This window comes from Streptomyces sp. NBC_00322, assembly GCF_036147535.1.
GTDB lineage: Bacteria > Actinomycetota > Actinomycetes > Streptomycetales > Streptomycetaceae > Streptomyces.
Map to the genome: position 1 here is coordinate 7946082 of NZ_CP108019.1, position 24162 is coordinate 7970243.

Here is a 24162-nt window from a genome sequence, read left to right on the forward strand (position 1 = left end):
TCAGGTCTGATCCGCGGCGCGCAGGGCTCGCGCCAGCCATTCCAGCTCCTCGGTCGCGTCGGGCGACGAATTCTGCCCGCGCACACGGGCGACGAGCCTGCGGTAGTGCTCCGCTCCTGCCTCGATCCCGGCCTCCAGGCTGCGCAGCACGGCGGCCCGATCGGCGTCACCGAACAGCTCGGACAGCACCTCGGCCGCTGCCAGGCCCCTCGGGAGCGACGCAACATTGATGGGGTGACCTACCGGCAGCGGTCAGTGCGAGTCCGGCGCATGATGGACATAGAGGCAGGGGGGCGACCCGCGAAGAGGATCGTCATGAAACACAAGGCTGCCAGCATCGCGGTCGTCGCGGTCCTAGCCGTCGGCGGCAGCGCGACAGCCTGCGGAGGTGACGGAGGCGGCGGAGGCAACTCCACACCGTCCAAAGCACCGCCCAGCAGCACGCCACAGACACCCAAGCAATCGCAGACACCAACCAGCAGCACGCCCAGGCTGGCCGTGGGACAGACCCTCCACATCTCCACCTCGCCCGCGGAGCTGGCCAGGCCGATCCCTGCCGGTGCCGCCGACGTGACCCTGCTGGAGGTGCGTGTGTCCAAGGACTTCGGCGTGCAGAAGGCAGAACCCGGCACGCAAGTCGTCATCTGGAAGTTCAAGGTCACCAACACCGGACCGGACGAGTTTGACTTGTACCCGTTGACTGTGGCGAGCCGGTGGACGTCCAACGCCCAGGTGGCGGCGCCGGGAGTGTTCCTTGGTGATGTCGGTGACTTCCTCCAGCCCGACCCGCGCCCGGGGGAGAGCGTCACTGGCTCCGCGGCGGCAGTCGTTCCCGACCAGGACGGCGTGCTGGAGTTCGCCGACCGTAGCGGCAACCCGCTGTTCGAGATCGCCGTCACCCGGTAGTGGCGTGTGACCCAGGTGAGCAAGATCGGGGCCATGGCCCCGATCTTGCTCACCTGGGTCACACGCCACCGCTGGAATCTCGTACTCCTCCTGAGCAGCGAGAATGGGAGGCCGACGCTTCGTCGATGCCGAACGGGCCATATTGCTCGGGCCGTTGACCAGGTCGTTTACTGGTTCAAGATCCACCCATGGCCCCTTTTGGCTTCACCTGGGTCATGGGCGGTGAGGCCCGTGGGTTCAGGGAAACTGAAGGTTCTTCACCATGAACCCACGGGTCGATTCCCTGATTCTGGCGGTTGGGCCCGTGGGTTCGTGGTCAACCTGTGGGGTCGGTCTCGGCGGCCTGTTCCAGGAGGGCCCGTGCGGAGTCCGCGTAGCGCATCGCGGTCTTCTCGTCGAGCCCGAAGACCTCTGCGAGGTGGAGGGGGTCAGGGCCGTGGACCATGGCTTCTTCGAGCTGCCGGTCGACGCGGAGTCGCTCCAGGGTGGCGTCCTGCCCCCGTAGCGGAGCACTGATCCAGTGGTTGCTGGCCCGGCCGGTCGTGTTGGCGGTCTTTTCGTTGATCAGCAGGTGGAGATTCGCCGTGCTCGGCCACCGGCGGCGTCGGTGGTCCAGCCAGTCCGTCAGGAGCTTCAGGGTGAGGTCGTCAAGAGGCCGGGCGCGTCCGGCGATGGTCAGTCGGCGGTTGCCGAGGTCGACGTCGTCGAGTGTGAGGGTGGCGATCTGGGAGACCCGGGCGGCGTGGACCGCCGCGAGCGCGAGGACGAGCCGTGCCGCCGGGGTGGTGGCCGCCGCGACAGAGCTCTCGACCTGCTCCCGAAGGAGCGGTTGGAGCACGCTGTACTCGTTCTGCCCGACCTTGACGCGGCTGGTGGGGTTGAGGAAGACCAGCCCGTGCCGTTTGGCCCAGGTGAACAGCGAGCGCAGGGCGACGAGTTGGTCACGCCGCTGGTGACCGTGCAGTGTCCTGACGTAGGTGAGGACGTCGTCACGGGTTACTTCCCGCAGGTGGTGATAGTGGTTCGACCACTCCAGCAGGGCTGGGCGGACTTGGTTGAGGGAGAGCCAGACCGTTCCTTCCCGTCGCGGGAGACTGCGGGGGCCGCCGTCGCGCAGGACGCGGGTCCAGCGCTCGGCTTCTGAGCGGATGCCGGGTGCGAGTCCTTCCAGGCGCCCGACGAGCCAGCGTTCGAAGGACGGTTCGCTGTCGTCCTCAAAGATCCCCATCTCCTCCAGGACCGTGACGACGTGGCCGACGGGCAGGTCCAAGGCCCGTAGCGGGGCGAAGATCTCTGTGTGCCGGATCACGCCGCCTTCGACGTGGCCGGTGAGGACGACGGCCAGGCCCCGGTTGACGGCGAAGCGGATGTTGCGTCCCCAGCCGCGGGCCTCGGCGAATCGGTGAGCGAGGTACTTCGCCCAGGCCAGCCACGGGCTGGCCAGGTCGGCGTCGGCCGGGTCGAGTCGGCCGAAGTCCCGGGGGATCTGCTCGAACAGCGGCGGCTGCCGCCAGCCGGGGTCCGGGCGCCAGGCCGGCGCGGGAGGTGGTTTGCGTGGGGCTCCACGCCGTCCTCCCTTCCGCCGGGCCGGGGGCGTCGGTCTCCTGCGGTAGTGCATCTGGACGAAGAACAACTGATGGTGCCGGACGGCGGCGAGCCGCTCCCGCACGTCCGCCCCATCCGAGGGGTGGCCGTCGGCTGTCTTGGCACCGAAGCGGGCCTGGCACCAGCACAAGCGGCAGTAGTTCCACTTCAGCGGCTGGACGCGACGGCAGCCGGTGCATTCCGCCGCGTCGTGCCCGCGGCCGAACATGTAGCAGGTGTGGCAGAGTCGTCCGCGGAAGTCGCCCCAGGCCAGGCAGCCTGGGCAGGAACTGGTGGGCTTGACGTAGCCCTTCGGGAAGCGTCCCATCGGATCACTCCGGGGGCAGCGACCGGCCGTCCCGGCGCTTGGGGATCACGTTCGGCACGGCGGTCCCCCAGCCGACAGCTGCCCGGACCGTCTCCTCCTGGCCGGGGCGGTGCACCTTCTCCGGCTCGGGGATCAGGAGGTCGCCGATCTCGCAGCCGAGGACGACGCAGATGACGTCCAGGTCCTCCAGCTTCAGGGAGACCGGCTGGCCAGACCACAGCCCGGACATCTTCCCGGTCGAGATCACCAGGCCGTGCTCGGCCAGGCTCCGCTGGAGCTCGGAGGCTTTCCAGATCCCCTTGTTCGCGGCGGTCAGCCGCAGATTCCACTTCATTGCAGAAGTCCTTCCAGCCGCTTCGCGGCCCGCTGCTGCCCGGCCACCCAGGCGTCCTCGACCCGGGTCTGCTGGACGTGGACGTATCGCATGGTCGTGGCGATCCAGGAATGTCCGAGGACTTCCTGGATGGCGATCAGGTCGAGTCCGCCAAGGTAGAGCTCGGACGCGCAGAAGTGCCGCAGGACGTGCGGGGTGAGTTTGTCGCCCCAGCCGGGCAGATGCGCCATGGCCGCGGCCTTGAGCCCACCGCGCAGAGCATCGTCGCCGACCCGGCCCGAGGAGCCGTCGGCGCATCTGCGTTCGGAGGGGAACAGCGGGGCGCCAGGGCGGGTGTGGTCGTCGTCGAACTGGGCCCAGACGTCCTCGATGAACCAACGGAGCGTGCGGTCAGCGCCGTTGATCAGGGGGACCATCCGCTCGCGCGGGCCCGAGCCCCGGGCGCCCTTGCCGTGGCGGACGTGGAGCTTGCCGAAGCGGCCCAGGTCCCACTTGATGTCCGCCAGATCGAGCTTGCACGCCTCGCTGACCCGCAACCCGACCTGGGACATCAGTTTGGAGGCGGTGTAGTTCCGGGCGGTCGGGGCGAACTTCCGGCAGGTCGCCAGCTCGCCGCCCCACCCGGTGAACAGCGTCTTGACCTCCGGCCCGGACGGCGGAATCCGCAGTGCCGCGTCCTTCGACCCGCGCGGCCGGTTCATCTCGTCGATCGGGCACTCGATCACCCGACCGGTCATCCGGTGGATCTCGACCTTGTACCGCAGCTCCAGGAACAGGAAGTACGTGGTCAGCGCCTGAGAGCGCCCCAGCCGGGTGCCGCTCGGCGATGCCCGCAGTACCTTCCCGAAGTACGCGTCGGCGTCGGGCGGCTCCATCTCCCACAGCGGTCGGCCGAACCAGGACCGCATCTGCTCCAGGTGTCCGACGTCCCCGCGGATCGTGCCGTCCGCCAGCCCGGCCGAGGCCCGCGCCAGCACGAACCCCGCCAGCACATCGGTCTCGAACTGCTCCAGCTCCTCCGCCGTGGCCGGCGGCCGGACATCGCGCAGGTCCCGTACGACAGCCAGCGCCAACCCGAGCCCCCTCACCTTCACCTCGATCGTGAATCGATCAGGCATGGTGAGAACGCTTCAGGAATCCCGAAGTTACGTCAGCCCGCGAACCACTGCCGGAGAGAAGACGAACCCCCTGGCCACGAGGTCGAGGACTCAGCGCGGCTCAGAGCAACCCACGGGATGTCGCACATCCCGGAGCCGAGGGACCATAGGGTGAACACAACGGGCATCGTCAGCCTCGCAGGCCGCGGCACACGTGGCGGGACTCGCCGCCCTGCTCTCCACGTCGAAGGATCTGACCCCCGCGACCGTCGGAAAGGCCATCACCATTCTGGCTGTCCCCGACCGCCTGCTCGATCTGCCAGTGGGTAGCCGAACCTGCTGGCGTTCAACAACGCGTCGACCGGCTGACCATGTCCCTACAGAGGGCCGTGCTGTTCGTCGTCGGCCCAATCGGTACCCGGGCGCCGCCGGCAGGCACCCGATGATCCGCCGGACACACTGCCTGGCCCCGCCCTAAAAGGCGTTGTCCAGCGTCAGGGTGAGCTCAGCGACCCGCCACCCACCGTCCGACCGGCGCAGGCCGAACGTGTAGACCCCGGTCGAGATCATCTGGATGCTCTCGCCGGTGTTCCTCGTCTGCACCAGATAGGCCCGCACCTCAGCGGTGGCGGCGTCCGTCGTCGTGACCACAACATTGCCCAGGTGGTGCCGCACCCTTCCGGTCTGGGCCGTGTGCCCGTCACGGATGAAGTCGAGCACCGCCGCGCGTCCGGTGACCGGGCCGAGCACTCCCTGTCCGGGCATCGTGAAGGTCCAGGTGGTGTCTTCGGTCAGGACCGCTTCCAGCTCGGGCACATTCAGCTCGTCCAGGGCGTGGGCGTAGTTCGCCACCGCCTGCTGGAGTTCGGCGATCACGAGACCACCGTCAGCACGATCTTGCCTTGGATGTGGCCCTGCGCGGCTCGCGTGTGTGCGCTGCCCGCCTCGGGCAGCGGGTAGGTGCTGTCCACCCCGACCTGGAGCTTGCCCTCGTCGAACAGGCGCCCGATCTCGGCGAGCTGGGGGCCGTTGGAACGCACCTGAATGTTCGAGACTGTGATGCCCAGACTCGCCGTCTCTTCCGGGTCGTACTGGGCGAAGAACACCGGAAGCATGGTGCCGCCGCGCTTGAGCACGGTCAGGAAGCGTGAGCTGTCCGGGCCAGAGACGGTGTCGATCACCAGGTCGACACCGCTGACCACGTCCGCGGCCTGCGTCCTTGTGTAGTCGATGAACTCATCGGCGCCGAGCTTGCGCAGGAACTGCTCGTGCCGGCCCGAGGCCACCGCGATTACGTGTGCCCCCTTCCATTTCGCCAACTGCACCGAGAAGTGGCCCACTCCACCGGCGGCCCCGTTGACCAGCACGGTCATCCCTGGCGTGATCGGCACCGGCTGGTGCACCTGGCCGGTGAAAGGAGACGGCACGTCATGGCCGAGATCAACCAGGTACTGCCAGGCCGTAAGCACGGCCATCGGCGCCCCAGCCGCCTGCACGTGGTCGATACCGGCCGGCTTGTGAGCCAGGTCCGAAGCCGGCGCGGCCACGAACTCGGCGTACGTCCGGCCGTCGAATCCGGGGAACCGCAGCATGCCGAAGACCTCGTCACCGACGGCGAACCCCAGCACGTCCGGAGCGACCGCCTGGACCACGCCCGACATGTCCGTTCCGGGGATCAGGGGGAACTCCAGCGCCGGCCTCATCTCAGCCGGCATGACCTTCATTCCCTCACGCAGGTACCAGTCCGGCGGGTTGATGCCCGCCGCGTGCACCCGGACGAGCACCTCGCCCGGGCTGATCTCGGGAACCGGCACCTCGTCATACTGCAAAACTTCCGGCCCGCCCGCTTCGTGGAACTGGATCGCCTTCATCGCGCCTGTCGCTTTCTTGGGGAAACGTTGCTCCTTCAGTCAAGGCCCAGGACGGCATGGCCGTCCAAGACCGGTTCGGCAACCTAATCATTCCGAAACGGCATGACGCGTACGCTGGAAGGGTGAACGATCTCGGACAGGACCTGGAACTGCGGCTGGTGCGCTACTTCACCGTGGTGGCGGCGCACCAGCACTTCGGCCGGGCCGCCGCCGACTTGCACGTGGCCCAGCCGGCGCTGAGCCGCCAGATCCAACGGCTCGAGAAGTATCTCGGCGCACGACTGCTGGACCGCGTACCCCAGGGCACCCGGCTCACTCCGGCCGGCCAGAGCTTCCTCCCCCGGGCCCAAGCCCTGCTGCAGGCCGCCCGCCAGGCCGAGCTGGCCGTGCGTGAACAAGCCGAGACCGAACGAATCGCCATCGGCTACGTTGAAGACCTGGTGATCACTGCCGCCGTACGGGAACTGCGCCGCCGTTACCCGGACGCCGAGATCGCCACCCGGTACCTGAGCTGCCGCGACGTCGGGGCGCTGTCCGACAAGCGCGTCGACGCCCTGATCGCGCGGGCCCCGCTGCCCCTCGCCGCTGACGACGTGTTCACCACCCCGCTGTACGAGGAGCCCCGGATGCTCGCGGTCCCGCGCGGCCATCCCTTGGCCGACCGCGCGTCGGTGACCGCGGAAGAACTGGCCGGCGAGGAGGCGGCGCCGTGCGCGTTCGAGACCGCGGACTGGACTTCCTACCGGATCCTCGGGGCCGGCGTGCCGCCGATCGAGAGCTACGAGGACAAGCTCGAACTCGTCGCGAGTGGCAGGGCGATCGCCGTGCTACCGGTCGGCGATCGGCGTAGCTCACTGCGTCCCAACCTCGTCACCGTCCCGATCGAGGGCGCTCCCCCCAGTCAGGTCGTCCTGGTCAGCCGCAAGGGCGACCCGAATCCGATGATCAGGAATCTCCGGCTGGCGGCCAAGGCCGTCCTGACCGCCCCGGCAGCCTGACCGGGACCAGCCGACCCGCTTGGCTCGCTGAACTGCACCAAGCGGTGCTCACGCGCGCCGTGTTCGTCGCGCATCTGCCGGTATCGCTCGGGGTTAGGTTGTGCCGGCTCAGCGTCCGACCCTATGGAACGGCGACCAAGCACGCCGTCTCGACCAGGAACCGTTGCCGTATCGCGTGAGGGTGCAGGGAAGCTTCAGACTGCGTTTTCGGTAGTGGCAGCGGCGGGCGGTGGCTTGGTGGTGCCTTCTCCAGGCTGACCAGTTCAGTGCGTGGGTGACGGGGTCGCGGTCGGCTCGGGGGCGGGGCATGAGAGTGTCCAGGAGGCGCCGGATCTCTGCCACGGTGAGCGGGACGAAGGCTGATCCGATTCTGCAGCCCCCTTTGCGGCCTCGTTGTCGGCCTGGGCGGCGAGTGCGGTCAGCACGGCGTGGGCGAGCATGGCCAGGGAAATGTGCCGGTACCAGCCGATGTAGCGGCGGACCTCGTACTCGTCCAGGCCGCATTCGTTCTTCGCGGCCTGAAAGCACTCCTCGATCGCCCAGCGGGAGCCGGCGACGCGGACCAGTCCGGCAAGCTCGACCTCAACGGATGCGTAGGCGAGGTAGTAGGCGATCTCTGAGGGGTCGGACAGGCTCCGGCGGGCCATCCCCAGCGTGTCGGTTGCGGAACGCTCGGGATGGTGTCAGTCGTCGCGCTCGGCCTGGCGCAGTGTCTCGAGGGGGATGCCGAGTTCACGCTCCAGCCCGTCGACTGCTCTGGTCTGTCCGGCGTGGCGGAGGCAGCCGACGGCCTGCTCCATGAGTCGACCGATGCGGAGCACTTCTTCACACAGGGCCTTGAGCTCTTCAATGCTCTCCATGGCTGCCGCTCCGCACCACTCGCGCAGCAGTTCCCGGGCTGGCTTGAACCTGCGGTCGGTCTCCGCGCAGATCTCGGGACTGATGTAGGTGCCGGAGTGCTTGCCGCGCCCGCGGTAGTAACGGCCGTAGCTGTTTCCAGCTTCGGCGTCATGCTTGGAGCATCCCCGCGAGCGCGGGGCCGACCTGGACGACGGCGGCCGCGTGCCGCTGGTCTACAGAGCACCCCCGCGGGCGCGGGGTCGACTCGGCCGCTCCTGTGTTCAGTGTCTGTCTGAAATCCATTCTCGCGAATAGGTGCGGCAACCGCATGCCGTTTCGAGGTCTTTGGCTGTCGCTGTTCCCGACGATTTCAGGTCGGCTGGAGGATCGCTTCGATGAGGTGTGGTCCGGGTGTGGCCAGCGCGGTGGAGAATTGTTCGGCTAGTTCGGTTGTGCTTGCAGCCCGGGTCGCGGGGACACCCATGCCGGTGGCCACGGCGGTGAAGTCGATGTCGGGTTGGCTGAGGTCGAAGAGGGCGTTGGCGGCCGGTCCGGCTTGGCTGCCGCCGACGCGGTCCAGTTCGGCGCGGAGGATTGCGTAGGAGCGGTTGTTGAGTATGACGGTGGTCACGTTGAGCTTCTCGCGGGCCTGGGTCCATAGTCCGGAGATGGTGTAGAGCGCGCTGCCGTCGGCTTGCAGGCAGACGACGGGCCGTTCGGGACATGCAATGGCTGCGCCGGCGGCCACGGGGATGCCCTGCCCGATGGCGAGGCCGGTCAGGCCGAGTACGTCGTGTGGTGCAGAGTTGGCGGTCGCTGGGAAGAGGGTGTTCATCCCCTCGGTTATGGACTCGTCGACGATGATCGTTTCCTGTGGAAGCAGGGCGCCGATGACTTGTGCCCAATTCTCTGTGCGCAACGGCTCGTTCACGATTGGAGGCGGAGCGTCTTGTGCTGGCAGCACTGCGAGGGTGCCCGGTGCGACGATGTCTGCCAGTTCGGTCAGCGCGTTGACGACATCGAAGCCCTCGTCGGGGACGAAGTGGTGCACGCGCGTTCCCGGTGGAGTGAGAATGCCCGGACGGCCCGGATAGGCGAACGATGCCACTGGTTCGCGTGCTCCGACCAGGATCAGGTGCTTGATGCCTGCCAGTTGCTGGTTGACGGCTTCAGCCCGGTAGCCCAGGGGCTGGATCGCCGGTACGCCTGCACCGCGCCGCAACCGGGCGGGCCAGGTTGGGCAGAAGGCGGCGGTTCCGGTGGTTTTCTGTATCCGGGCGGCAGTTTGCAGGCCGCGCTCAGTCAGTCCGGCGCCGTCGATCAGCAGCGCGACGGGCTCGGGTCCGGCGACCAATACCGCTGTGGTTTCCACGTCTGCACGGGTGACGGACCGCAGTGGCGGTGCCGGGAGGTGTGGCGCGGGCGGGGCGCTCTCTTCCCAGGAAAGGTCGGCGGCCATGATGAGTGTTGAGATCGCGCCGGAGGTGCCGGTGCGTGACTGGTCCGGGGCGCCGGGCACCCCGGCGCTCATCGCCGCCGCCACGGCTGCGGCGGTGTCGGGACCGATATCCGCCGAGGTCATTGGCCGGCACACCCAGTTGGAGACGGTCGCGGCTGCGGCATCGATGTCGGATTCCAGGGGCGAGTCGAGCTCCTTGTGCGAGCGGGCGTGGTCGCCGATGACGTTGACAATTGGGGTGTGCGCTCGCCGGGCGTTGTGGAGGTTCGCCAGGCCGTTGGCCAGGCCGGGGCCGAGGTGGAGCAAGGTCGCGGCCGGCTGGCCGGTCATGCGGGCGTAGCCGTCGGCGGCCCCGGTCGCTACTCCTTCGAATAGGCACAGCACACCGCGCATGGCCGGGTGGCGGTCGAGCGCCGCGACGAACTGCATCTCCGACGTACCGGGATTGGCAAAGCAGACGTCCACGCCGTTGTTGAGCAGGGTGCGCAGGAGAGTCTCGGCACCATTCATAGAAGCTGATCGCCTTCCACTGATCCTTTTGAGCCGTGGTGTTCTCGCTGTTAGAGGACCGTCACTCACACCGCTGGCACACCAGCTGGGACACGGGCGTGACCTGAGGGCCAAGGTGTGATGCCGCTCTAGCCTCGCCCGAGCGTTCCGGGCGGCCGCAGCAGGCCAAGGAACGGATAGCCACCGTGCTCGCTGGTGGGGGCACCGTCCAGCTCGATCAAGATGGGCTTCCGCCTTCACGCCTCCGTGCTCGCGGCGGTCGGGGACATGGACCTCGCAACCCTGCCGCCTGGCACATCTACACGCCCGTCCGTTCCGGCCGATGCTCCCGTCGGCTGGATCTACGAATGCACCGGGGCCGACACAGCCACGGACGACTGACGCTCGCACCGATGACCCCCGCGGACGCCCAGACAATGTGACCGAAGAGATTGGGGGCACCCCCTGGCGCCCCCCGTTGAACGGCCGCACCGCGGCCACCTTCATGACCGGAATCGTCGATGGCCGGACGTCCCGCGGTACAGTCGCCCGCCAGCTTGGGGCTGGCAGCACGGGGTCCGTCAGGCAGCAACATGGCTATGCCATCAAGAGGCGGGCCCCGTCCCCACCTGGGGCTGATCGCTGCTCTTCGGCCGTTCGATGGTCCGGGACACCTCACGGGCTCGGTCAGACCACGGCGTGGGCCGCAGCGTGGTGCTGTCGAGACGAACGACGGTGCGAGTACCGTGCGCGTGCGTGGTCCTGCCCTCGTCTGAACACACCCGATAGCCCGCGGTGGCCGAAGCGCTGCCCAGGCGCTCCATCCACAGGTGCACCGCGCACTGACCAAGGCCCATCACAGGGACGTCGTAGGTGATGGCGAACGCCTTCACCACCTGGAAGGCGTCCCCTTCGAAGCCTGACGCGCCGCCGAGGCCCTGCCCCCGGCCGAACTCCACCCACGCTCGCTCGACCCAGACCTGATACCGGCTGTTGTGCAGCATCCCCATCGGGTCCAGATCGTCGAAGTGGACATCCACTGGGACCAGGACCCCAACGTCGGTGCTCGGCAGATGGTTCATGTTTCTCTCCTCACGATTCGCCACAATTGGCGAGTTGATGGGGTGGATACGGGTGCGGACCAGGCCGACGACGTCCGGGAAATGGCGCGGCGACGGCCGGGGTTCGCGTTGCGGACGTCTGCCGGGTCGGCGCCGTTGCGCTTCGCACCTGTTGCGCGGGCGTCCGGTCAGCTCTTCACGGGCCATACGAGGGGCTCCTTGTAGTAGCCCTGCGTGAGCTCCCCGCCGTGGCCCTCTGGCCTGCCGGGATCAAGAAGGCGCTGCAGATCTTGTGTTTCAGGGTCAGTCGAGCTCCATCGGGACGCAGTCGTGGGCCAGGCGCTTCGCTATTCAGCCCGTGGAGTTCTTGGGCAGTCAGGTCCGGGATTTCTGCCCGAGGCGCAACTTGATCCACGAGCCTTTGGTGGCAAGCTTCTTGCCCCAGGCCCACAGTGGAGGATCCGGCGAGGTGATTCCTCCCAGGGCGGTGCGCTGGGTACGGGTGGTCAGCGGGCGATTGAGATCGCGAAGGGCGCGAGTCCGCTGGAGCGGATGACGTGCGGGACGAAGAGGATCGCGGCCTCTGTGGCGCGGGCGGTCTGGATCCCGCCGAGATCAGTGATCCATTCCTTTTGCCAGCCGAGGTCGGTGAGCAGTTCACGGACGGTCTGCTTGGCCTGCGGGTCCTCGCCGGAGAGGAACGCGGTCGGCGTCTGGGGGAGCGTGGCCGGCGCGGTCATCACCGGGAAGAGCATGGTGTTGAGGGTCTTGACGACGCGCGTTTCGGGGAGCGCTTCCTGGAGTTGCTCGGCGAGGCTTGAGCCGGGGTAGAGCAGGTCGGCGGGCAGTCCGTCCGGTCCGTCGGTGGTGGCGTTGGAGACGTCGACGAGGATCTTGTCGCGCAGTTCCTCGCGCAGGGCGACGAGCCGGTCCAGCGAGCCGGCGCCCGGGGTGGCGTTGATGACGATCTGGGCTGTCCGGGCAGCGTCGGCGGCGGCGCCCGGCGCGCGGTCCGCCACGGTCACCTCATGCCCGGCCCGGGTGAGGGCTGTGGCCAGGTTGCCGCCTACGCGGCCGTTTCCGAGAACTGCGATCGTGGTCATGATGATCTGGTCCTTCCGTGCGTGCAGGTTGTGATGCGCGGTCAGCGTGAGAGCGTGGCGACGGCCTCGGCGTGGAGGCCGGGCGCGGCGGCCAGGAAGCTCTCGCTCTGCGGGGTCCAGGGGCGGCCCTCGGCGTCGGAGATCTGTCCGCCGGCCTCGGTGACGAGCAGCGCCCCGGGCAGCAGGTCCGCACGGGCGCCGGCGAACTGCCAGAAGGCGTCGATCCGGCCGGCGGCCACGTTCAGGAGGTGCAGGGTCGCGGGCACGGCGGTGCGGACGACGAGCGCGTCGAAGAGCATCGCGGTGATCGAGGAGCCGACGCGCCGCACGACCTGCTCGTTCTCGTCCGGCCGGGCCTGGCTGGTGGCCACGATGCTCAGGCCGAGGTCCGCGGTCTGGGAGACGTGCAGCGGCCGGCCGTCGAGGTGGGCGCCCGCGCCGGTGAGCGCGGTGTAGGTCTCGCCGGTCAACGGCAGGTGGACGGCGGTGAGCACCGGCTGGTTCTCACGTACGAGGGTGGCGGTCACCGCCCACTCGGGCAGGGCGTGCAGGTGGTTGACGTTGCCTTCGGCCGGATCCACGACCCACCATTCGCCGGGCGGCAGCGCCCCGCCGTCCAGTTCGTCCTCCACCCAGCCGGCGTCCGGGCGCAGGCGCGTGAGGCGGGGGCGCAGGATGTCGAGGGCCATCTCGTCGTTGGCGGCGAGCGCGCGCATCAGCTCTTCGCGGGTCTGGTAGCGGACCACCTCGCCGAAGCGCTCGCGCAGCGCCGAACCGGCCTCACGCACGGCGATCGCGGTCTGGGCGAGCACGTCGGCGTCGGAGGCGGCGACGTCAGTGGTCTGAAGCGTTTCGGACATGGTGGTACTCCCGTGTGAGGAGGGGTGATGAGGCCGGTCGAGGGCCGAACTGTGCGTTCCGTCTTGCGCTTTCGCCTCAACGGTATGCAGCCCCGTAATTAACTTCAAATGCATGTCAAGCACGCCTAGGATTACTCACATGCAATTGGATTTGAACCTGCTCGACGCGCTCGACGCGCTGCTGGAGGAGGGAAGTGTGGCCGGGGGCGGCCGCGCGCCCGCATGTCACCGCCCCCGCGATGAGCCGGAATCTGGGCCGAATCCGGCGCACGACCGGGGATCAGATCCTGGTCCGCACCGGCCGCACGATGACCCCGACGCCGTATGCGATCGCCGTCCGGGAACAGGTGCACGAGCTGCTGCACCAGGTCCAGGGGGTGCTGGCACCGAGCGAACTCGATCTGTTACACGACGATGCCGTCATTTGGCATCGACATCCGCACCTCTGCTGATCACCAACTGCCTCCGGAACCAGTCGACCAACGCTGTTCCTGGAGATCGACGAAGTCACGCACGAGTTCACCGCTCGGGGCCGCCAGTCCGGCCAAATGAGAGCCGGCGCTGGAGTCCATCAGGTCGTCGATGGCCTTGGCGACGGCGCCCTCGGCAACGTGTTCGCGATCCAGCGGATCACCGCGGAGAACACCACCCTCAAGCAGCGCGTTCGTCAGCTCACCACCGACAACCGCACCTTGGAGGAACGCCTGAAGGCCGCTCGCTCCAACCTGCGCTTCCAAGACCGCCGCGTCGCCGGCCTGGAGGTCAAACTCGTCGATCCGACCGCGATCACTAGACCTCGACGCCCCAATTCGTCCGAACCTGCGGCCTGGCCCCCGGACCCGGCGGCCAGGCCGTGTCGGCGAACGACCGGTTCGCGGCACGAGAGTGCGTTCGGCGGCCGAGAGCTCAGCGGTATGACAGGACGTTTCTGATCGGCTGGCCAGCGACGATCTCCCTTGCCTGCGGCTTGATCGACTTGTGTTCTGGAACGGTGAGCGCGTACCGGTCATCAGCGACGGCGAATTCACGAGCTGATCCATTGGCGGGACCAGGCGAGTGCGGGGGCGGAGAGCTTGCCGCGTGGTGCGGCGGCGTCCGCGGTCCCCAGGCACTGTCCGCCGTCGAACAGTCCCAGTTCGTAGTGCACGGTGTGCTCGTCGTGTCCGCTGACGGCGATCCCGATGTCGTAGGAGCGAGGGTGAAGGACTTCGTCGAGGTAGGTCACGCGGTAGCGCCAAGGGAGGTATCGGGGGAGCTTCCTGGCAGCGTCGTCTCCCAGCAGACGGTGTGCATAAGACGCGATCGCCTCGTCGTACCAGCCTAGTTGGGCGATGTAGTTGACGTGCCGGTTGAGGTCGACGTCCCCGACGCGGCTGTGGACGGTGGCAGCGGCCGGGTAGTACTGCCGCTCGCGGCGACGCGGGTCGGGTTTCGACGCGACTGCTGCACTGGTTTGCGGCAGTTGCAGCTCCTCAAGGTCGGCGCGCAATTCGTCCGGCAAGGTGATCGGCCCGGACTGGTCGGCGAGGACGATGGTGGCCTCAGCCGTGGCGACGAGGTGCCCGTCGACGAACATGCCTTGACCGTAGGTGTACGAGGACCGTCCGATCGCGCGGATACCGGTGCCGATCCGGACGGTCGCGCCGACCTTGCCGAACGCCGTCTGCCGTTCAACATGCTGGCCGACAAACAGGATCTGGTACGGCTTGAACCCGCCGTCAGCCGTGAGCTTGTCGAGGCGCGAGAAGCGCAGACCAACCCGGGGATGCTCGAACAGACGCGACAACGCCACCGTGCTTGTCGTGCCGTCCGGTGCGAGGTCGCCGAACCGTTGCACCACCTGCTGGTGGTCAGGAAAGTCGTCCTCGGCCAGTAACGCGACGTTGGACTGTTCGTCGATGGTCAACGGTTGTTCCTTTCCGGATGGTCACCAGGTTATGGACAGGGATCGCAGACCGTAGATCAGTGCACGGTGCTTGAAGGCGGGTCTGGCGGCGGGGTCGGCGAGGCGCAACCCGGGGAACCGCTGCAGCAATGCCGGAAGCGTCAGCTGTAGTTCGAGGCGAGCCAAAGTCGCGCCGAGGCAGTGGTGGATGCCGTGGCCGAAGGCAACATGCGGACAGCGGCCACGGGTGACGTCGAGGTCGTCTCCGCCATCCAGCAGCGCCGGATCGCGGTTCGCCGCGGGCAGAGAGGTAACCACGTGTTCGCCACGCCGGACCAGGTGCCCGCCGATGGTGGTGTCCTCGACAGCTATCCGGACGAAGCCGGCGTGCAGGACCGAGGTGAAGCGCAGCAACTCCTCCACCGCGTCTTCGACCGCGCTCGGATCGTCGCGCACCAGCGCGAGCTGGTCGGGGTGGCGCAGCAACGCGAGCGTTCCGAGTGAGATCACGTTCGCAGTGGTCTCGTGGCCGGCGATCAGCAGCAGGTCCGCCAGGCCGACCAGCTCTTCGTCGGAAAGCGCGCCCGTGCCGTGCTCGCGGATCAAGAGACTCAGCAGGTCGTCCCCTGGCTTTTCCCGATGCCGTGCGACCAGGGTGTGCATGTAGGCGTCAGCTTCGGCGTCCAACCGCAGCCGTTCCTGCGGGGACATGGTCGTGTCGAAGAACCGGTTGCTGCGCGCACCGAACTCGGCCCGGTCGGCGAACGGCACCCCGAGCAACTCGCAGATCACCAGTGAAGGCACTGGTAACGCGAACGCGGAAACCAGATCGACGGGCGGACCGGCGGCCTCCATCGCGTCCAGGTGCTCGTCGACGATCTCCTGGATCCGCGGGCTCAGCGCCTGGGCCCGCCGGACCGTGAACGTCGCCGTCAGCAGCCGCCGCAGACGGGTGTGCTCGGGTGGATCCAGCATCAGCAGCCGCCCGGCACGGCGTTGCTTCATCTCTTCGTCGTCCACGCCCTCGGCTGCCAAGCCGGGTGACGGGCCGATCGCGTCGAGTCGGAGCCGTTCGGCATCGCTGTGCACGGCCCGGACATCGTCGTAGCGGCTGAAGAGGGTGGCCTCGTGCCCCAGCGGCGATCGCACCCGGTAGATCTCGCCGGAGTCACGCCGACTCCGAACGCCCGGGGCGATGCCGAACCCGTTCCGCAGGGTGACCAGCTCGTGCAGGTCTGTCATGGGTTCATTGAACCTCATGCACGCACTGCGCGCAACACCGCGTTCAACACCGCGTTCAACACCGCTTTCGTCATGTGGTGGAGCGCCCGCTCCGCTCGACTAAGCTGTCGCCATGCGTCAGCGGTGGAGTAGGCAGACCATCTTGGACACTGCCGTGGAGCTGATTTCCGGCTCCGAGAGGGACGAGTTGTTCAGCATGCGCAAGCTGGCCGCCGAGCTGGGTACCGACTCCTCCAGCCTGTACCGCCACTTCCGCAACCGCACCGAGCTGATGCTCGCGATCGTGGACCATGTGCTGGTCCAGGCCATGCACGGCTACCGGCGGCAGGGGACCTGGCGTGCGCGGCTCGTCGACCTGATCCTGCGCTCATGGGATGCCTACGCCGCGCTGCCGCAGCTGGCGAAGGACGCCAGCCACTATCCGGGCACCGGGCCCGGCAGCCAGCTGGTGATCGAGGAGACCCTGCAGGCCCTCAGCGACGCCGGAGTGCCCGAGGAACTCATCCCCGAGTGGTACCACCGGCTGGTGACCTTGTCCGTGTCCCTGATCTCCGCGCACGCGGCCAGCCAATCCTCCAGCCTGACCGAGCAAAAGCGGAGACTGGAAACCTTCCGAGTGATCACGCTCGGCGCCGACCCGGCAGAATTTCCCGCGCTGGTTCACTACGCTCGCCGCATCGAACCCATCGGTTTCACCCGCGAGAGCTTCCTCGCCACAGTGGAGCTGGTGCTGGATGCAGTGCCTGCACGCCAAGAACGAAGCTGAACCTAGCGCTACAGCCCAGAAGGCTAGTGAGGTAACAGCCCTCGGGCTTGCGCGTTGACCCTGCCTGGCAGTCTGCTGGGCGGGAGGGCCTCCCCACGCCCACGCCGACGCGTCGGACGTCCAACGCGAGAACCAGAAGTCGTTCCTGACCGTCTACACTCACGACCCCGGAGTGATGGCGGCACTCCTACCCACGGAGTCGAACATGGACACGCCGGACAGTGGCCTGTCGACACCGGTTCCTGATCGACCCGATCCGCCAGTCCGCCGGCCGAGCATGCCGAAGGGTTCGCCAAAATTCTTGCCTTGGCCAGCGAGCTTGGGCTGATCCCCAACCCGGACGCCGTCCGCGCGTCTGGGAAGACGCTGCCGCCGCGCCCGACTGGGGGGGCCCGGCACTGTGGCTCCATGGCGACCTGCATCTGGCCAACGTTCCCACCGCAGACGGCACTTTCTGCGGCGTGATCGACTTGGGTGACCTCTTCGCAGGCGATCCAGCCTTCGACCTCGCCGCGGCGTGGATCCTGCTGCCGAACGGTGCCGCCGACCGCTTTCATGGCGCCTACCGGCCGACCCCGGACGCCGCGACCTTGCGCCGCGCCCGCGGCTGGGCGGTGCTGCGCGCTCTGAGCGGCATCCTCATCGGGGAGGCCGGCGTCCACGGGCGCCCCGGCGGCAAGGCCACCTGGGGTCCACCCCGCCACCGCCGCGTTGCGACGACTCGTCGCAACGGTCCGCTGGTCTGGTGAGCACGGCCCGGCGGCCTACGTCACCGACGCGCGTCGCCCGGCGTAAGGAGACTACTGACTTCGGCTCGTTAACTCCCTCTCCCCTCCGGCGATCTCGCTCACTCGGTCGATTCCTGGCCGATGAGCAGGTCGAGCAGGCTGGCGGGGGCGTTGTCGCCGAAGATGAGCTGGTGATTCTTGTCGGATTCGGCGGCGAACTGGGCACTGCGGGGAAAAAGGGCCTGCTCGTACTCCGCAAGGGCGGCTTCGATGTCGTCGGGATGTGCGGCGATGGCTTTGCCGAGTTCGGCGCCGTCGAACATGGCGAGGTTGGCGCCCTCCCCGGCGAACGGTGACATGAGGTGGGCGGCGTCGCCCAGCAGCGTCACTCCGGGAACGCGGTCCCAGCGGTGGCCGATCGGCAGGGCGTTGATCGGGCGCGGGGCGAGGGCGGTTTCCCCGTCAGTGATGAGTGCGGTGAGTTCAGGCGCCCATCCGGTGAATTCTGCCGCGACCTGGGCCGCCGCCGTTTCGGGGCTGGCGAGGGTGGCGGTGATCCAGTCCTGCGGCTTGTTGAGCGCGACGTAGGTGTGCAGAACGGCGTCGGCCTCTCGGTGGCCAAGGATCCCCTTGCCGGCCGTGACGGCGAACAGGGAACCGTCGCCGGCGGCCTTGGCCGCTGCGGGGTGGCGCTGGTCGGCGTCGTACAGGTAGGTCTCGATGAACGAGGTGCCGACGTACTCGGGCTTCGCGTCGGAGAGCAGCGGCCGGATCCTCGACCAGGCGCCGTCCGCGCCGACGAGGAGGCCGGTCGTCACGGTTGGCCCGTCGGCGAAGGTCAGCTCGTGCCTGCCGTCTCCGAGGGGGCGGACACTGGTGACCTTGTGTCCCCACTGGATCATCTCGTCGGGCAGCGAGTTGATCAGAATCCGACGCAGGTCTCCGCGGAGCACCTCAGGGCGACCGCCCGTGCCGTCGTCGGGCTGGTCGAGCAGTACCGCGCCGTGCTGGTCGAGCACGCGCAGGGCCTCGCCGCCTTCGTGGATGATCGCGCGGAACTCGTCGGTGAGGCCGGCCGCTTCGAGGGCGAGCTGCCCGTTGTACTCGTGGACGTCGAGCTGACCGCCCTGCGTGCGGGCGTCCGCCGATATCTCGGCTTCGTAGATGGTCGCGGGGATGCCGTGCAGGTGCAGGACCCGTGCGAGGGTCAGGCCGCCGAGCCCGGCGCCGACGATCGTGACGGGAGTGGTCATGGTGGTTTCCCTTTCGCTTGGACACCGCTCTACTGCGATACAGTGTTCGCAGTACCGGCGCCACGATAGCACTACTGCGAACAGTGAGTGCAGTAGTGAGGAGGAAAACCGATGGACGACGCTCACACGGTGATCTGGAACCGGCCGGAGCGGGCCGCGAAAGGCCCCGCGCCGTCACGCACGCGGGCGGAGATCACCAGCGCTGCTATCGCGATCGCCGACGCCGAGGGCATCGAGACACTGTCCATGCGGCGCGTCGCCAAGGAGCTGGGAACGGGCACAGCCTCGCTCTACCGCTACCTGGCGTCCAAAGACGACCTGCTCGACCTCATGCTCGACGCCGTAGCGGCCGAAGACGGCGGCCCGCCTGCCCCCACCGGCGACTGGCGCGGCGACCTGCGACGCCTGGCCCATCGTTCCCGGGCCACCTTTCACCGGCATCCCTGGATGACCTCCCTCGCGGCAGGGCGCCCATCACTTGGACCGAACTCCCTCGATGCCATCGAACACGCACTCGCCGCCCTCGAACCCCTCGGCTTCGATATCGACGTCATGATCACCGTCGTCGACACGCTGCAGGCCTTCGTCCGCGGCTACGCCACCGGCGAGCTCGCCCAACAGGAAGCCGTCCGACGCTCCGGAGTCGGCATCCAGCAATGGATGGACGCCCATGCGCCCTACCTCGACAAAGTCGTCAAGAGCGGGCGCCATCCGCTCCTCGCCCGGGTCATTCGTGATGCCGAGCTTCCCCACGCGGCCGACAGCGCCGAGCGCGGGTTCGAAATGGGACTCGAACGACTCCTCGACGGCTGGGAGGCCAACCTCCCGGTCCGGCCCTGACGATCCGGCAGCGTCACCTGGCGTTCATCAGGGAACAACACCCCGACGCGGCAGGTACTGATCGCAGAGCGGTGCCTCATGCACGCAGCGGTGCCGTGGGTACGGAGGAAGCCGTGAGCTGGGGGCCGTCGGCATGTACCAATGTGCCAAGAAAGCTCGGTAGCCGGTGCAGCGCGATGCCGCCGCCGGTTGGCAAAAGAGCCGGTCAGCGGCGGCAAGAGGTGACAACCAATGACTGAGGTCACAGCGTGTGACGGACCCAGCCGGCCGCCCGCCTGCCGGGAGACCGGATGGGAAAGTCCGCCGGGATCAGACCACCGGAACCGGGTAGGTCGGGTACTCCACCCCGGAGACGTGCTGGACGACGCGGATGACCTGGCAGGAGTAGCCGAACTCGTTGTCGTACCAGAGGTAGAGGATCGCGTTGTCGCCGTCGACCTTGGTGGCGCCGGCGTCGACGATCGAGGCGTGGCGCGAGCCGATGAAGTCGCTGGAGACGGCGTCGGGGGCGGTGGTGAAGTCGATCTGGCGCTTGAGCGGCGAGGTCAGCGAGACGTGGCGGAGGTAGTCGAGGACCTCCTCGCGGGTGGTCTCGCGCCCGAGCCGCAGGCTGAGGATCGCGATCGAGACGTCCGGCACCGGGACGCGGATCGAGCTGCCGGTGATCGGCGCCTTGAGGTCGGGCAGCGCCTTGGCGACGGCGGAGGCGGCACCGGTCTCGGTGATGACCATGTTGAGCGGCGCCGAGCGGCCGCGCCGGTCGGAGCTGTGGTAGTTGTCCAGCAGGTTCTGGTCGTTGGTGAACGAGTGGACGGTCTCCACGTGGCCGCGCAGGACGCCGTACTCCTCCGCCATCGCCTTCAGCGGCGGGACGATCGCGTTGGTGGTGCAGGACGCGCAGGACAGGATCTGCTCGTCCGGCTTGATCATGTCGTGGTTGACGCCGTGGACGATGTTGGGGACGTCGCCCTTGCCCGGCGCGGTCAGGACGACCTTGTCCACGCCCGGGCGCAGGTGCTTCGACAGGCCCTCGCGGTCGCGCCACTTGCCGGTGTTGTCGATCAGGATGGCGTCGTTGATGCCGTACGCCGTGTAGTCGATCTCCGACGGGTCGCCTGCGTAGATCACCTTGATCTCGTTGCCGTTGGCGATGATCGTGCTGTTCGCCTCGTCGACGGTGATCGTGCCCTGGAACTGGCCGTGGATGGAGTCGCGCCGCAGCAGCGAGGCGCGCTTGACGATGTCCTGGTCTCCGCCCTGGCGGACGACGATGGCGCGCAGGCGCAGGCCGTTGCCGGAGCCGGCCTTCTCGATGAGCAGGCGGGCGACGAGACGGCCGATGCGCCCGAAACCGTAGAGGACGACGTCGCGCGACTCGCAGCGCTCGATCTTGTTGGCACCCGTGGCGCCGACGACGGCCTCGGCGGTGAACTCCTGGGCCGAAAGACCGCGGTCGTCGGCCTTGTACGTCGCGGCGAGCATGCCGATGTCGATCTGGGAAGGGCCGAGATCGAGGGTGGTGAGCGCCTGCAGGAACGGCAGCGTCTCGGTGACCGAGAGTTCCTCACCGTCGATCTGCCGGGCGAATCGGTGGGTCTTGAGGATGCTGACCACCGACTTGTTCACCAAGGAGCGGCTGTGAAGCAGGACCGTGACGTCCTGCTCCCGGTGCAGCTTCCCGATGATGGGGATCATCGACTCCGCGATCTCCTCGCGGTTTTTCCAGTTGGTGAACGAGTCGTCATTGACAGTCACAGATTTATCTTTCGAGCTAGGCGGCGCTCATATGCTAACCCGCCGCCACTTTGATCGTTCAAACGGTGCCGCCTGGGCGGGAAAGGTGTTCAAGTTTTGTAGGATTTGGAATGGTCTGCCCCAGTGTGAACCAGGTCGGCGGCGGCGCACCCGCCCCGAGTTGACGGTCTGTCAGCCAAGGGCGCGGTCGAGGTTGAACGCGGCGCTGATCAGTGAGAGATGGGTGAATGCCTGCGGGAAGTTGCCGAGCTGTTCGCCGGTCAGCCCGATTTCCTCGGCGTACAGGCCGACGTGGTTGGCGTAGGTGAGCATCTTCTCGAAGGCGAGCCGGGCCTCCTCCAGCCGTCCGGCGCGGGCGAGCGCCTCGACGTACCAGAAGGAGCAGATCGAGAATGTGCCCTCGGCTCCGCGCAGGCCGTCCGGGCTGGCTTCGGGGTCGTAGCGGTAGACCAAGGAGTCGGACACCAGGTCCGTGGTGAGCGCGTCCAGGGTCGCGAGCCATTTCGGGTCGGTGGGTGAGATGAATTTGGCCATCGGCATCATCAGCACAGAGGCGTCCAGTACATGATCGTCGAGGTGCTGAACGAACGCCCCTCGATCAGGGGACCAGCCGCGTTGCATGATCTGCCGGTAGATCGCATCACGGCTCTGCCGCCACCGGGGGAGGTCCGCGGGCAGGCCGCGCCGGTTCGCCATCCGGATGGCCCGCTCTATCGCCACCCAGCACATCAGCCGCGAGTACACAAAGTTCCTGCGTCCCCCGCGCGTTTCCCACACGCCGTCGTCCGGTTGGTCCCAGTGGTCGCAGAGCCAGTCCACCAGTAGACCGAGCTCGTCCCACCGGTCGCTGCTGATGGGCTGTCCCCACTTGTCGTACAGGTAGACGGAGTCGATGAGCGCTCCGTAGATGTCCAGCTGGAGCTGGCCGGTGGCCGCGTTCCCCACCCGCACCGGGGCTGACCTCAGGTAGCCCTCCAGGTGGGGCAGTTCACGCTCGGGCAGCTCGTTGCGCCCGTCGATTCCGTACATGATCTGCAACGGACCCTCGGAACCCCCGCCCCGCATGATGCCCCGCTCGGACAGGAAGCCCATGAACGCCTCGGCCTCCTCCGTGAACCCCAGCCTGAGCATGGCGTAGACACAGAAGGCGGCGTCACGGACCCACACGAACCGGTAGTCCCAGTTGCGCTCGCCGCCGATCTGCTCGGGCAGGCTGGTCGTCGGGGCGGCCACGATCGCGCCGGTCGGCGCGTAGGTGAGCAGCTTCAGCACGAGCGCGGAGCGGTGCACCATCTCCCGCCACCGTCCGTGGTAGCGCGAGGCGGCCAGCCAATTGCGCCAGAACCTGACGGTTGTCTCGAACTGGTCCTCCGCCTCGGCCTGGGGGCAGGCTCGCGGGATGACGTCATCCCTGATCGGGTCCAGGGCGAACACCGCGGACTCGCCTTCGAGGAGCTTGAAGCGCGAGCGCGCGTCCAGACCGTCGCACTCCAGCGGCGCGGTGGCGGTCAGCGCCAACGACAGGCTCTCGGACCGGAACAGCGCGGTGTTGCCCTGCAGCTCCGCGGAATGCGGTTCGGCCCCGTAGCCGAAGCGGGGAGCCACCCGCGCTGTGAACGGAAGCGATCCCCGGACGCAGATCACCCGCCGGATCAGCCGGTGCGGGGCCGCCGCGCCCGGGTCGTCGGTGATCGGCATGAAGTCCTGGATCTCGGCCACCCCGTCGGAGGCGAAGAACCGCGTGATGAGAACGTTTGTATCGGGAAAGTAGAACTGCCGGGTTCGCGTCGGCACGTCGGCGGCCAGCTCGAACGATCCGCCCCGGTTCGCGTCCAGAATGGAGGCGAACACGCTGGGTGAGTCGAAGCGCGGGCAGCAGTACCAATCGATGGTGCCGTTGGTGCCCACGAGCGCCGCACTGTGAAGATCGCCGATGAGGCCGTGCTCGGCTATGGGCAGATAGGGCGAGACGCCCTCTTGTCCGAATCCGGTATTCGCCATACCGGCCTCCGTGTGGCCGCAGTGCGCATAGTGCGTACACGTGATGGTAGATCTTCATGACCATGGGTGCCATGAATGGTGCGTGATATGGTCTTTTGTGCCCTAAGATGATCGGTCATATTGCCAAGGGGGCGCTTCCGGTGGGCAGGATGAGCATGCGCGAGGAGATCGTCGAGGCGGCGGTCGAGCAGTTCCATACGCGCGGGTTCAACGCCGCCGGCGTCAAAGACATCACCAACAGCGCCGGGGTCCCGAAGGGGTCGTTCTACAACCACTTCGAGAGCAAGGAAGCGCTGGCCGTGGTGGCTCTGGAGCGGTACGGCGAGAGCCGCCGGCTCGGGGAGCTCGCCGACGCGTCCGTCGATCCACTGCTGAGGCTGAGGCAGCACTTCGAGTTCCTCCGCGACGAGAACACCGGCCGGGACTTCGCCCGCGGCTGTCTCATCGGCGGCTTCGGTGCCGAGATGGCCGACCACAGCGACATGATCCGCGAGGCGGTTCGACTCAGCCTGGAGAGCTGGGAGCAGGCGCTCGCGGCTCCGATCGCCCAGGCGCAGGAGTCGGGCCGGGTGACGGCGGCCACGGACGCGAAGACGCTCGCCCGGTTCATTCTGAATGCCTGGGAGGGGACGCTCATCTCCGCCCGGGCCGAACGTTCGGAAGACTCCTACGAGATGTTCTTCGAGACGGTGTTCGGCACGCTGCTTGCCTGACACCCTACGACTGAGCCCCCACGCGGGGCCGCCGATGGACCACACAGAA

Annotated in this window: 24 protein-coding genes and 2 pseudogenes; 9 read left to right on the forward strand and 17 right to left on the reverse strand. The window is 67.8% G+C overall.

The window, feature by feature from the left end; translation table 11 throughout:
• Positions 1-189, reverse strand: coding sequence for a hypothetical protein (locus tag OG905_RS36250; RefSeq protein WP_328681163.1), 189 nt, complete (start codon positions 187-189; stop codon positions 1-3).
• A gap of 126 nt (positions 190-315) precedes the next feature.
• Here OG905_RS36250 and OG905_RS36255 point away from each other — a divergent pair, with 126 nt between their 5' ends.
• Complete coding sequence (locus OG905_RS36255; RefSeq protein WP_328681165.1) at positions 316-906, forward strand: hypothetical protein; 591 nt, start codon at positions 316-318, stop codon at positions 904-906.
• 316 nt (positions 907-1222) lie between these two features.
• On the opposite strand, the gene OG905_RS36260 is transcribed toward OG905_RS36255, so the two are convergent.
• The 5 genes from OG905_RS36260 to OG905_RS36280 form a co-directional block, all read right to left on the reverse strand.
• Complete coding sequence (locus tag OG905_RS36260) at positions 1223-2818, reverse strand: hypothetical protein (protein ID WP_328681167.1); 1596 nt, start codon at positions 2816-2818, stop codon at positions 1223-1225.
• Between the two features lie 4 nt (positions 2819-2822).
• Entirely contained in the window at positions 2823-3152 is a 330-nt protein-coding gene (locus OG905_RS36265; protein ID WP_328681169.1) for a helix-turn-helix domain-containing protein, read from the reverse strand.
• Entirely contained in the window at positions 3149-4270 is a 1122-nt protein-coding gene (locus OG905_RS36270) for a tyrosine-type recombinase/integrase (protein ID WP_328681171.1), read from the reverse strand. The genes OG905_RS36265 and OG905_RS36270 overlap by 4 nt, the downstream gene beginning before the upstream one ends.
• Before the next feature lie 453 nt (positions 4271-4723).
• Positions 4724-5125: a nuclear transport factor 2 family protein gene (locus tag OG905_RS36275; RefSeq protein WP_328681173.1), complete on the reverse strand. Its 402-nt coding sequence runs from the start codon at positions 5123-5125 to the stop codon at positions 4724-4726.
• Positions 5122-6120 carry an NADP-dependent oxidoreductase gene (locus OG905_RS36280; protein ID WP_328681175.1) on the reverse strand — a complete coding sequence of 333 codons (999 nt, stop codon included), beginning with the start codon at positions 6118-6120 and terminating at the stop codon, positions 5122-5124. Before OG905_RS36280 ends, OG905_RS36275 begins: the two co-directional genes overlap by 4 nt.
• A 122-nt stretch (positions 6121-6242) precedes the next feature.
• On the opposite strand from OG905_RS36280, the gene OG905_RS36285 reads away from it, so the two are divergent.
• Positions 6243-7118, forward strand: coding sequence for a LysR family transcriptional regulator (locus OG905_RS36285; protein WP_328681176.1), 876 nt, complete (start codon positions 6243-6245; stop codon positions 7116-7118).
• Positions 7119-7381: 263 nt separating this feature from the next.
• Here the strand turns inward: OG905_RS36285 and OG905_RS36290 are convergent.
• From OG905_RS36290 to OG905_RS36300, 3 genes and pseudogenes are all read right to left on the reverse strand, one after another.
• Positions 7382-7765, reverse strand: a pseudogene (locus OG905_RS36290) (IS701 family transposase); the annotation flags it as partial.
• A gap of 36 nt (positions 7766-7801) precedes the next feature.
• Positions 7802-7978 (reverse strand): hypothetical protein, encoded by a 177-nt coding sequence (locus OG905_RS36295; protein WP_328681179.1) that lies wholly within the window; start codon positions 7976-7978, stop codon positions 7802-7804.
• A 350-nt stretch (positions 7979-8328) separates the two neighbouring features.
• Positions 8329-9927, reverse strand: a complete 1599-nt coding sequence (locus tag OG905_RS36300) for an acetolactate synthase large subunit (RefSeq protein WP_328681181.1) — start codon at positions 9925-9927, stop codon at positions 8329-8331.
• Between the two features lie 195 nt (positions 9928-10122).
• On the opposite strand from OG905_RS36300, the gene OG905_RS36305 reads away from it, so the two are divergent.
• Positions 10123-10308, forward strand: coding sequence for a hypothetical protein (locus tag OG905_RS36305; RefSeq protein WP_328681183.1), 186 nt, complete (start codon positions 10123-10125; stop codon positions 10306-10308).
• Between the two features lie 203 nt (positions 10309-10511).
• Here OG905_RS36305 and OG905_RS36310 read toward each other — a convergent pair whose 3' ends face one another.
• The 3 genes from OG905_RS36310 to OG905_RS36320 form a co-directional block, all read right to left on the reverse strand.
• Positions 10512-11174 (reverse strand): acyl-CoA thioesterase, encoded by a 663-nt coding sequence (locus OG905_RS36310; protein ID WP_328681185.1) that lies wholly within the window; start codon positions 11172-11174, stop codon positions 10512-10514.
• 299 nt (positions 11175-11473) lie between these two features.
• Positions 11474-12070, reverse strand: coding sequence for an NADPH-dependent F420 reductase (locus OG905_RS36315; RefSeq protein ID WP_328681187.1), 597 nt, complete (start codon positions 12068-12070; stop codon positions 11474-11476).
• A 41-nt stretch (positions 12071-12111) separates the two neighbouring features.
• Positions 12112-12930, reverse strand: coding sequence for an inositol monophosphatase family protein (locus tag OG905_RS36320; RefSeq protein ID WP_328681189.1), 819 nt, complete (start codon positions 12928-12930; stop codon positions 12112-12114).
• A 139-nt stretch (positions 12931-13069) separates the two neighbouring features.
• On the opposite strand from OG905_RS36320, the pseudogene OG905_RS36325 reads away from it, so the two are divergent.
• A pseudogene (locus OG905_RS36325) lies at positions 13070-13334 on the forward strand (LysR family transcriptional regulator); the annotation flags it as partial.
• A gap of 144 nt (positions 13335-13478) precedes the next feature.
• Positions 13479-13862, forward strand: coding sequence for a hypothetical protein (locus tag OG905_RS36330; protein WP_328681192.1), 384 nt, complete (start codon positions 13479-13481; stop codon positions 13860-13862).
• 92 nt (positions 13863-13954) lie between these two features.
• Here OG905_RS36330 and OG905_RS36335 read toward each other — a convergent pair whose 3' ends face one another.
• Positions 13955-14836: a hypothetical protein gene (locus OG905_RS36335; protein WP_328681194.1), complete on the reverse strand. Its 882-nt coding sequence runs from the start codon at positions 14834-14836 to the stop codon at positions 13955-13957.
• Positions 14837-14857: 21 nt separating this feature from the next.
• Positions 14858-16057 carry a cytochrome P450 gene (locus OG905_RS36340; protein ID WP_328681196.1) on the reverse strand — a complete coding sequence of 400 codons (1200 nt, stop codon included), beginning with the start codon at positions 16055-16057 and terminating at the stop codon, positions 14858-14860.
• A gap of 112 nt (positions 16058-16169) precedes the next feature.
• Between OG905_RS36340 and OG905_RS36345 the strand changes: the two genes are divergently transcribed.
• Both OG905_RS36345 and OG905_RS36350 read left to right on the forward strand, forming a co-directional pair.
• Positions 16170-16823: a TetR/AcrR family transcriptional regulator gene (locus OG905_RS36345; protein ID WP_328681198.1), complete on the forward strand. Its 654-nt coding sequence runs from the start codon at positions 16170-16172 to the stop codon at positions 16821-16823.
• Between the two features lie 221 nt (positions 16824-17044).
• The gene (locus tag OG905_RS36350; RefSeq protein WP_328681200.1) at positions 17045-17572 is read left to right on the forward strand and encodes a phosphotransferase; all 528 of its coding nucleotides are present in this window, start codon (positions 17045-17047) and stop codon (positions 17570-17572) included.
• 98 nt (positions 17573-17670) lie between these two features.
• Here the strand turns inward: OG905_RS36350 and OG905_RS36355 are convergent, their stop codons facing one another.
• On the reverse strand, positions 17671-18804 hold the full coding sequence (locus OG905_RS36355; protein ID WP_328681202.1) for an FAD-dependent oxidoreductase: 1134 nt from the start codon (positions 18802-18804) through the stop codon (positions 17671-17673).
• Positions 18805-18915: 111 nt separating this feature from the next.
• Here OG905_RS36355 and OG905_RS36360 point away from each other — a divergent pair, with 111 nt between their 5' ends.
• Positions 18916-19644 carry a TetR/AcrR family transcriptional regulator gene (locus OG905_RS36360; RefSeq protein ID WP_328681204.1) on the forward strand — a complete coding sequence of 243 codons (729 nt, stop codon included), beginning with the start codon at positions 18916-18918 and terminating at the stop codon, positions 19642-19644.
• A gap of 309 nt (positions 19645-19953) precedes the next feature.
• On the opposite strand, the gene OG905_RS36365 is transcribed toward OG905_RS36360, so the two are convergent.
• The gene (locus OG905_RS36365) at positions 19954-21399 is read right to left on the reverse strand and encodes a glyceraldehyde-3-phosphate dehydrogenase (RefSeq protein ID WP_328681206.1); all 1446 of its coding nucleotides are present in this window, start codon (positions 21397-21399) and stop codon (positions 19954-19956) included.
• Positions 21400-21570: 171 nt separating this feature from the next.
• A complete protein-coding gene (locus OG905_RS36370) occupies positions 21571-23400 on the reverse strand; it encodes a glycoside hydrolase family 15 protein (RefSeq protein ID WP_328681208.1) in 1830 nt (609 codons plus the stop codon).
• Positions 23401-23549: 149 nt separating this feature from the next.
• Here OG905_RS36370 and OG905_RS36375 point away from each other — a divergent pair, with 149 nt between their 5' ends.
• Entirely contained in the window at positions 23550-24113 is a 564-nt protein-coding gene (locus tag OG905_RS36375) for a TetR/AcrR family transcriptional regulator (RefSeq protein WP_328681210.1), read from the forward strand.
• Positions 24114-24162: the final 49 nt, after the last annotated feature.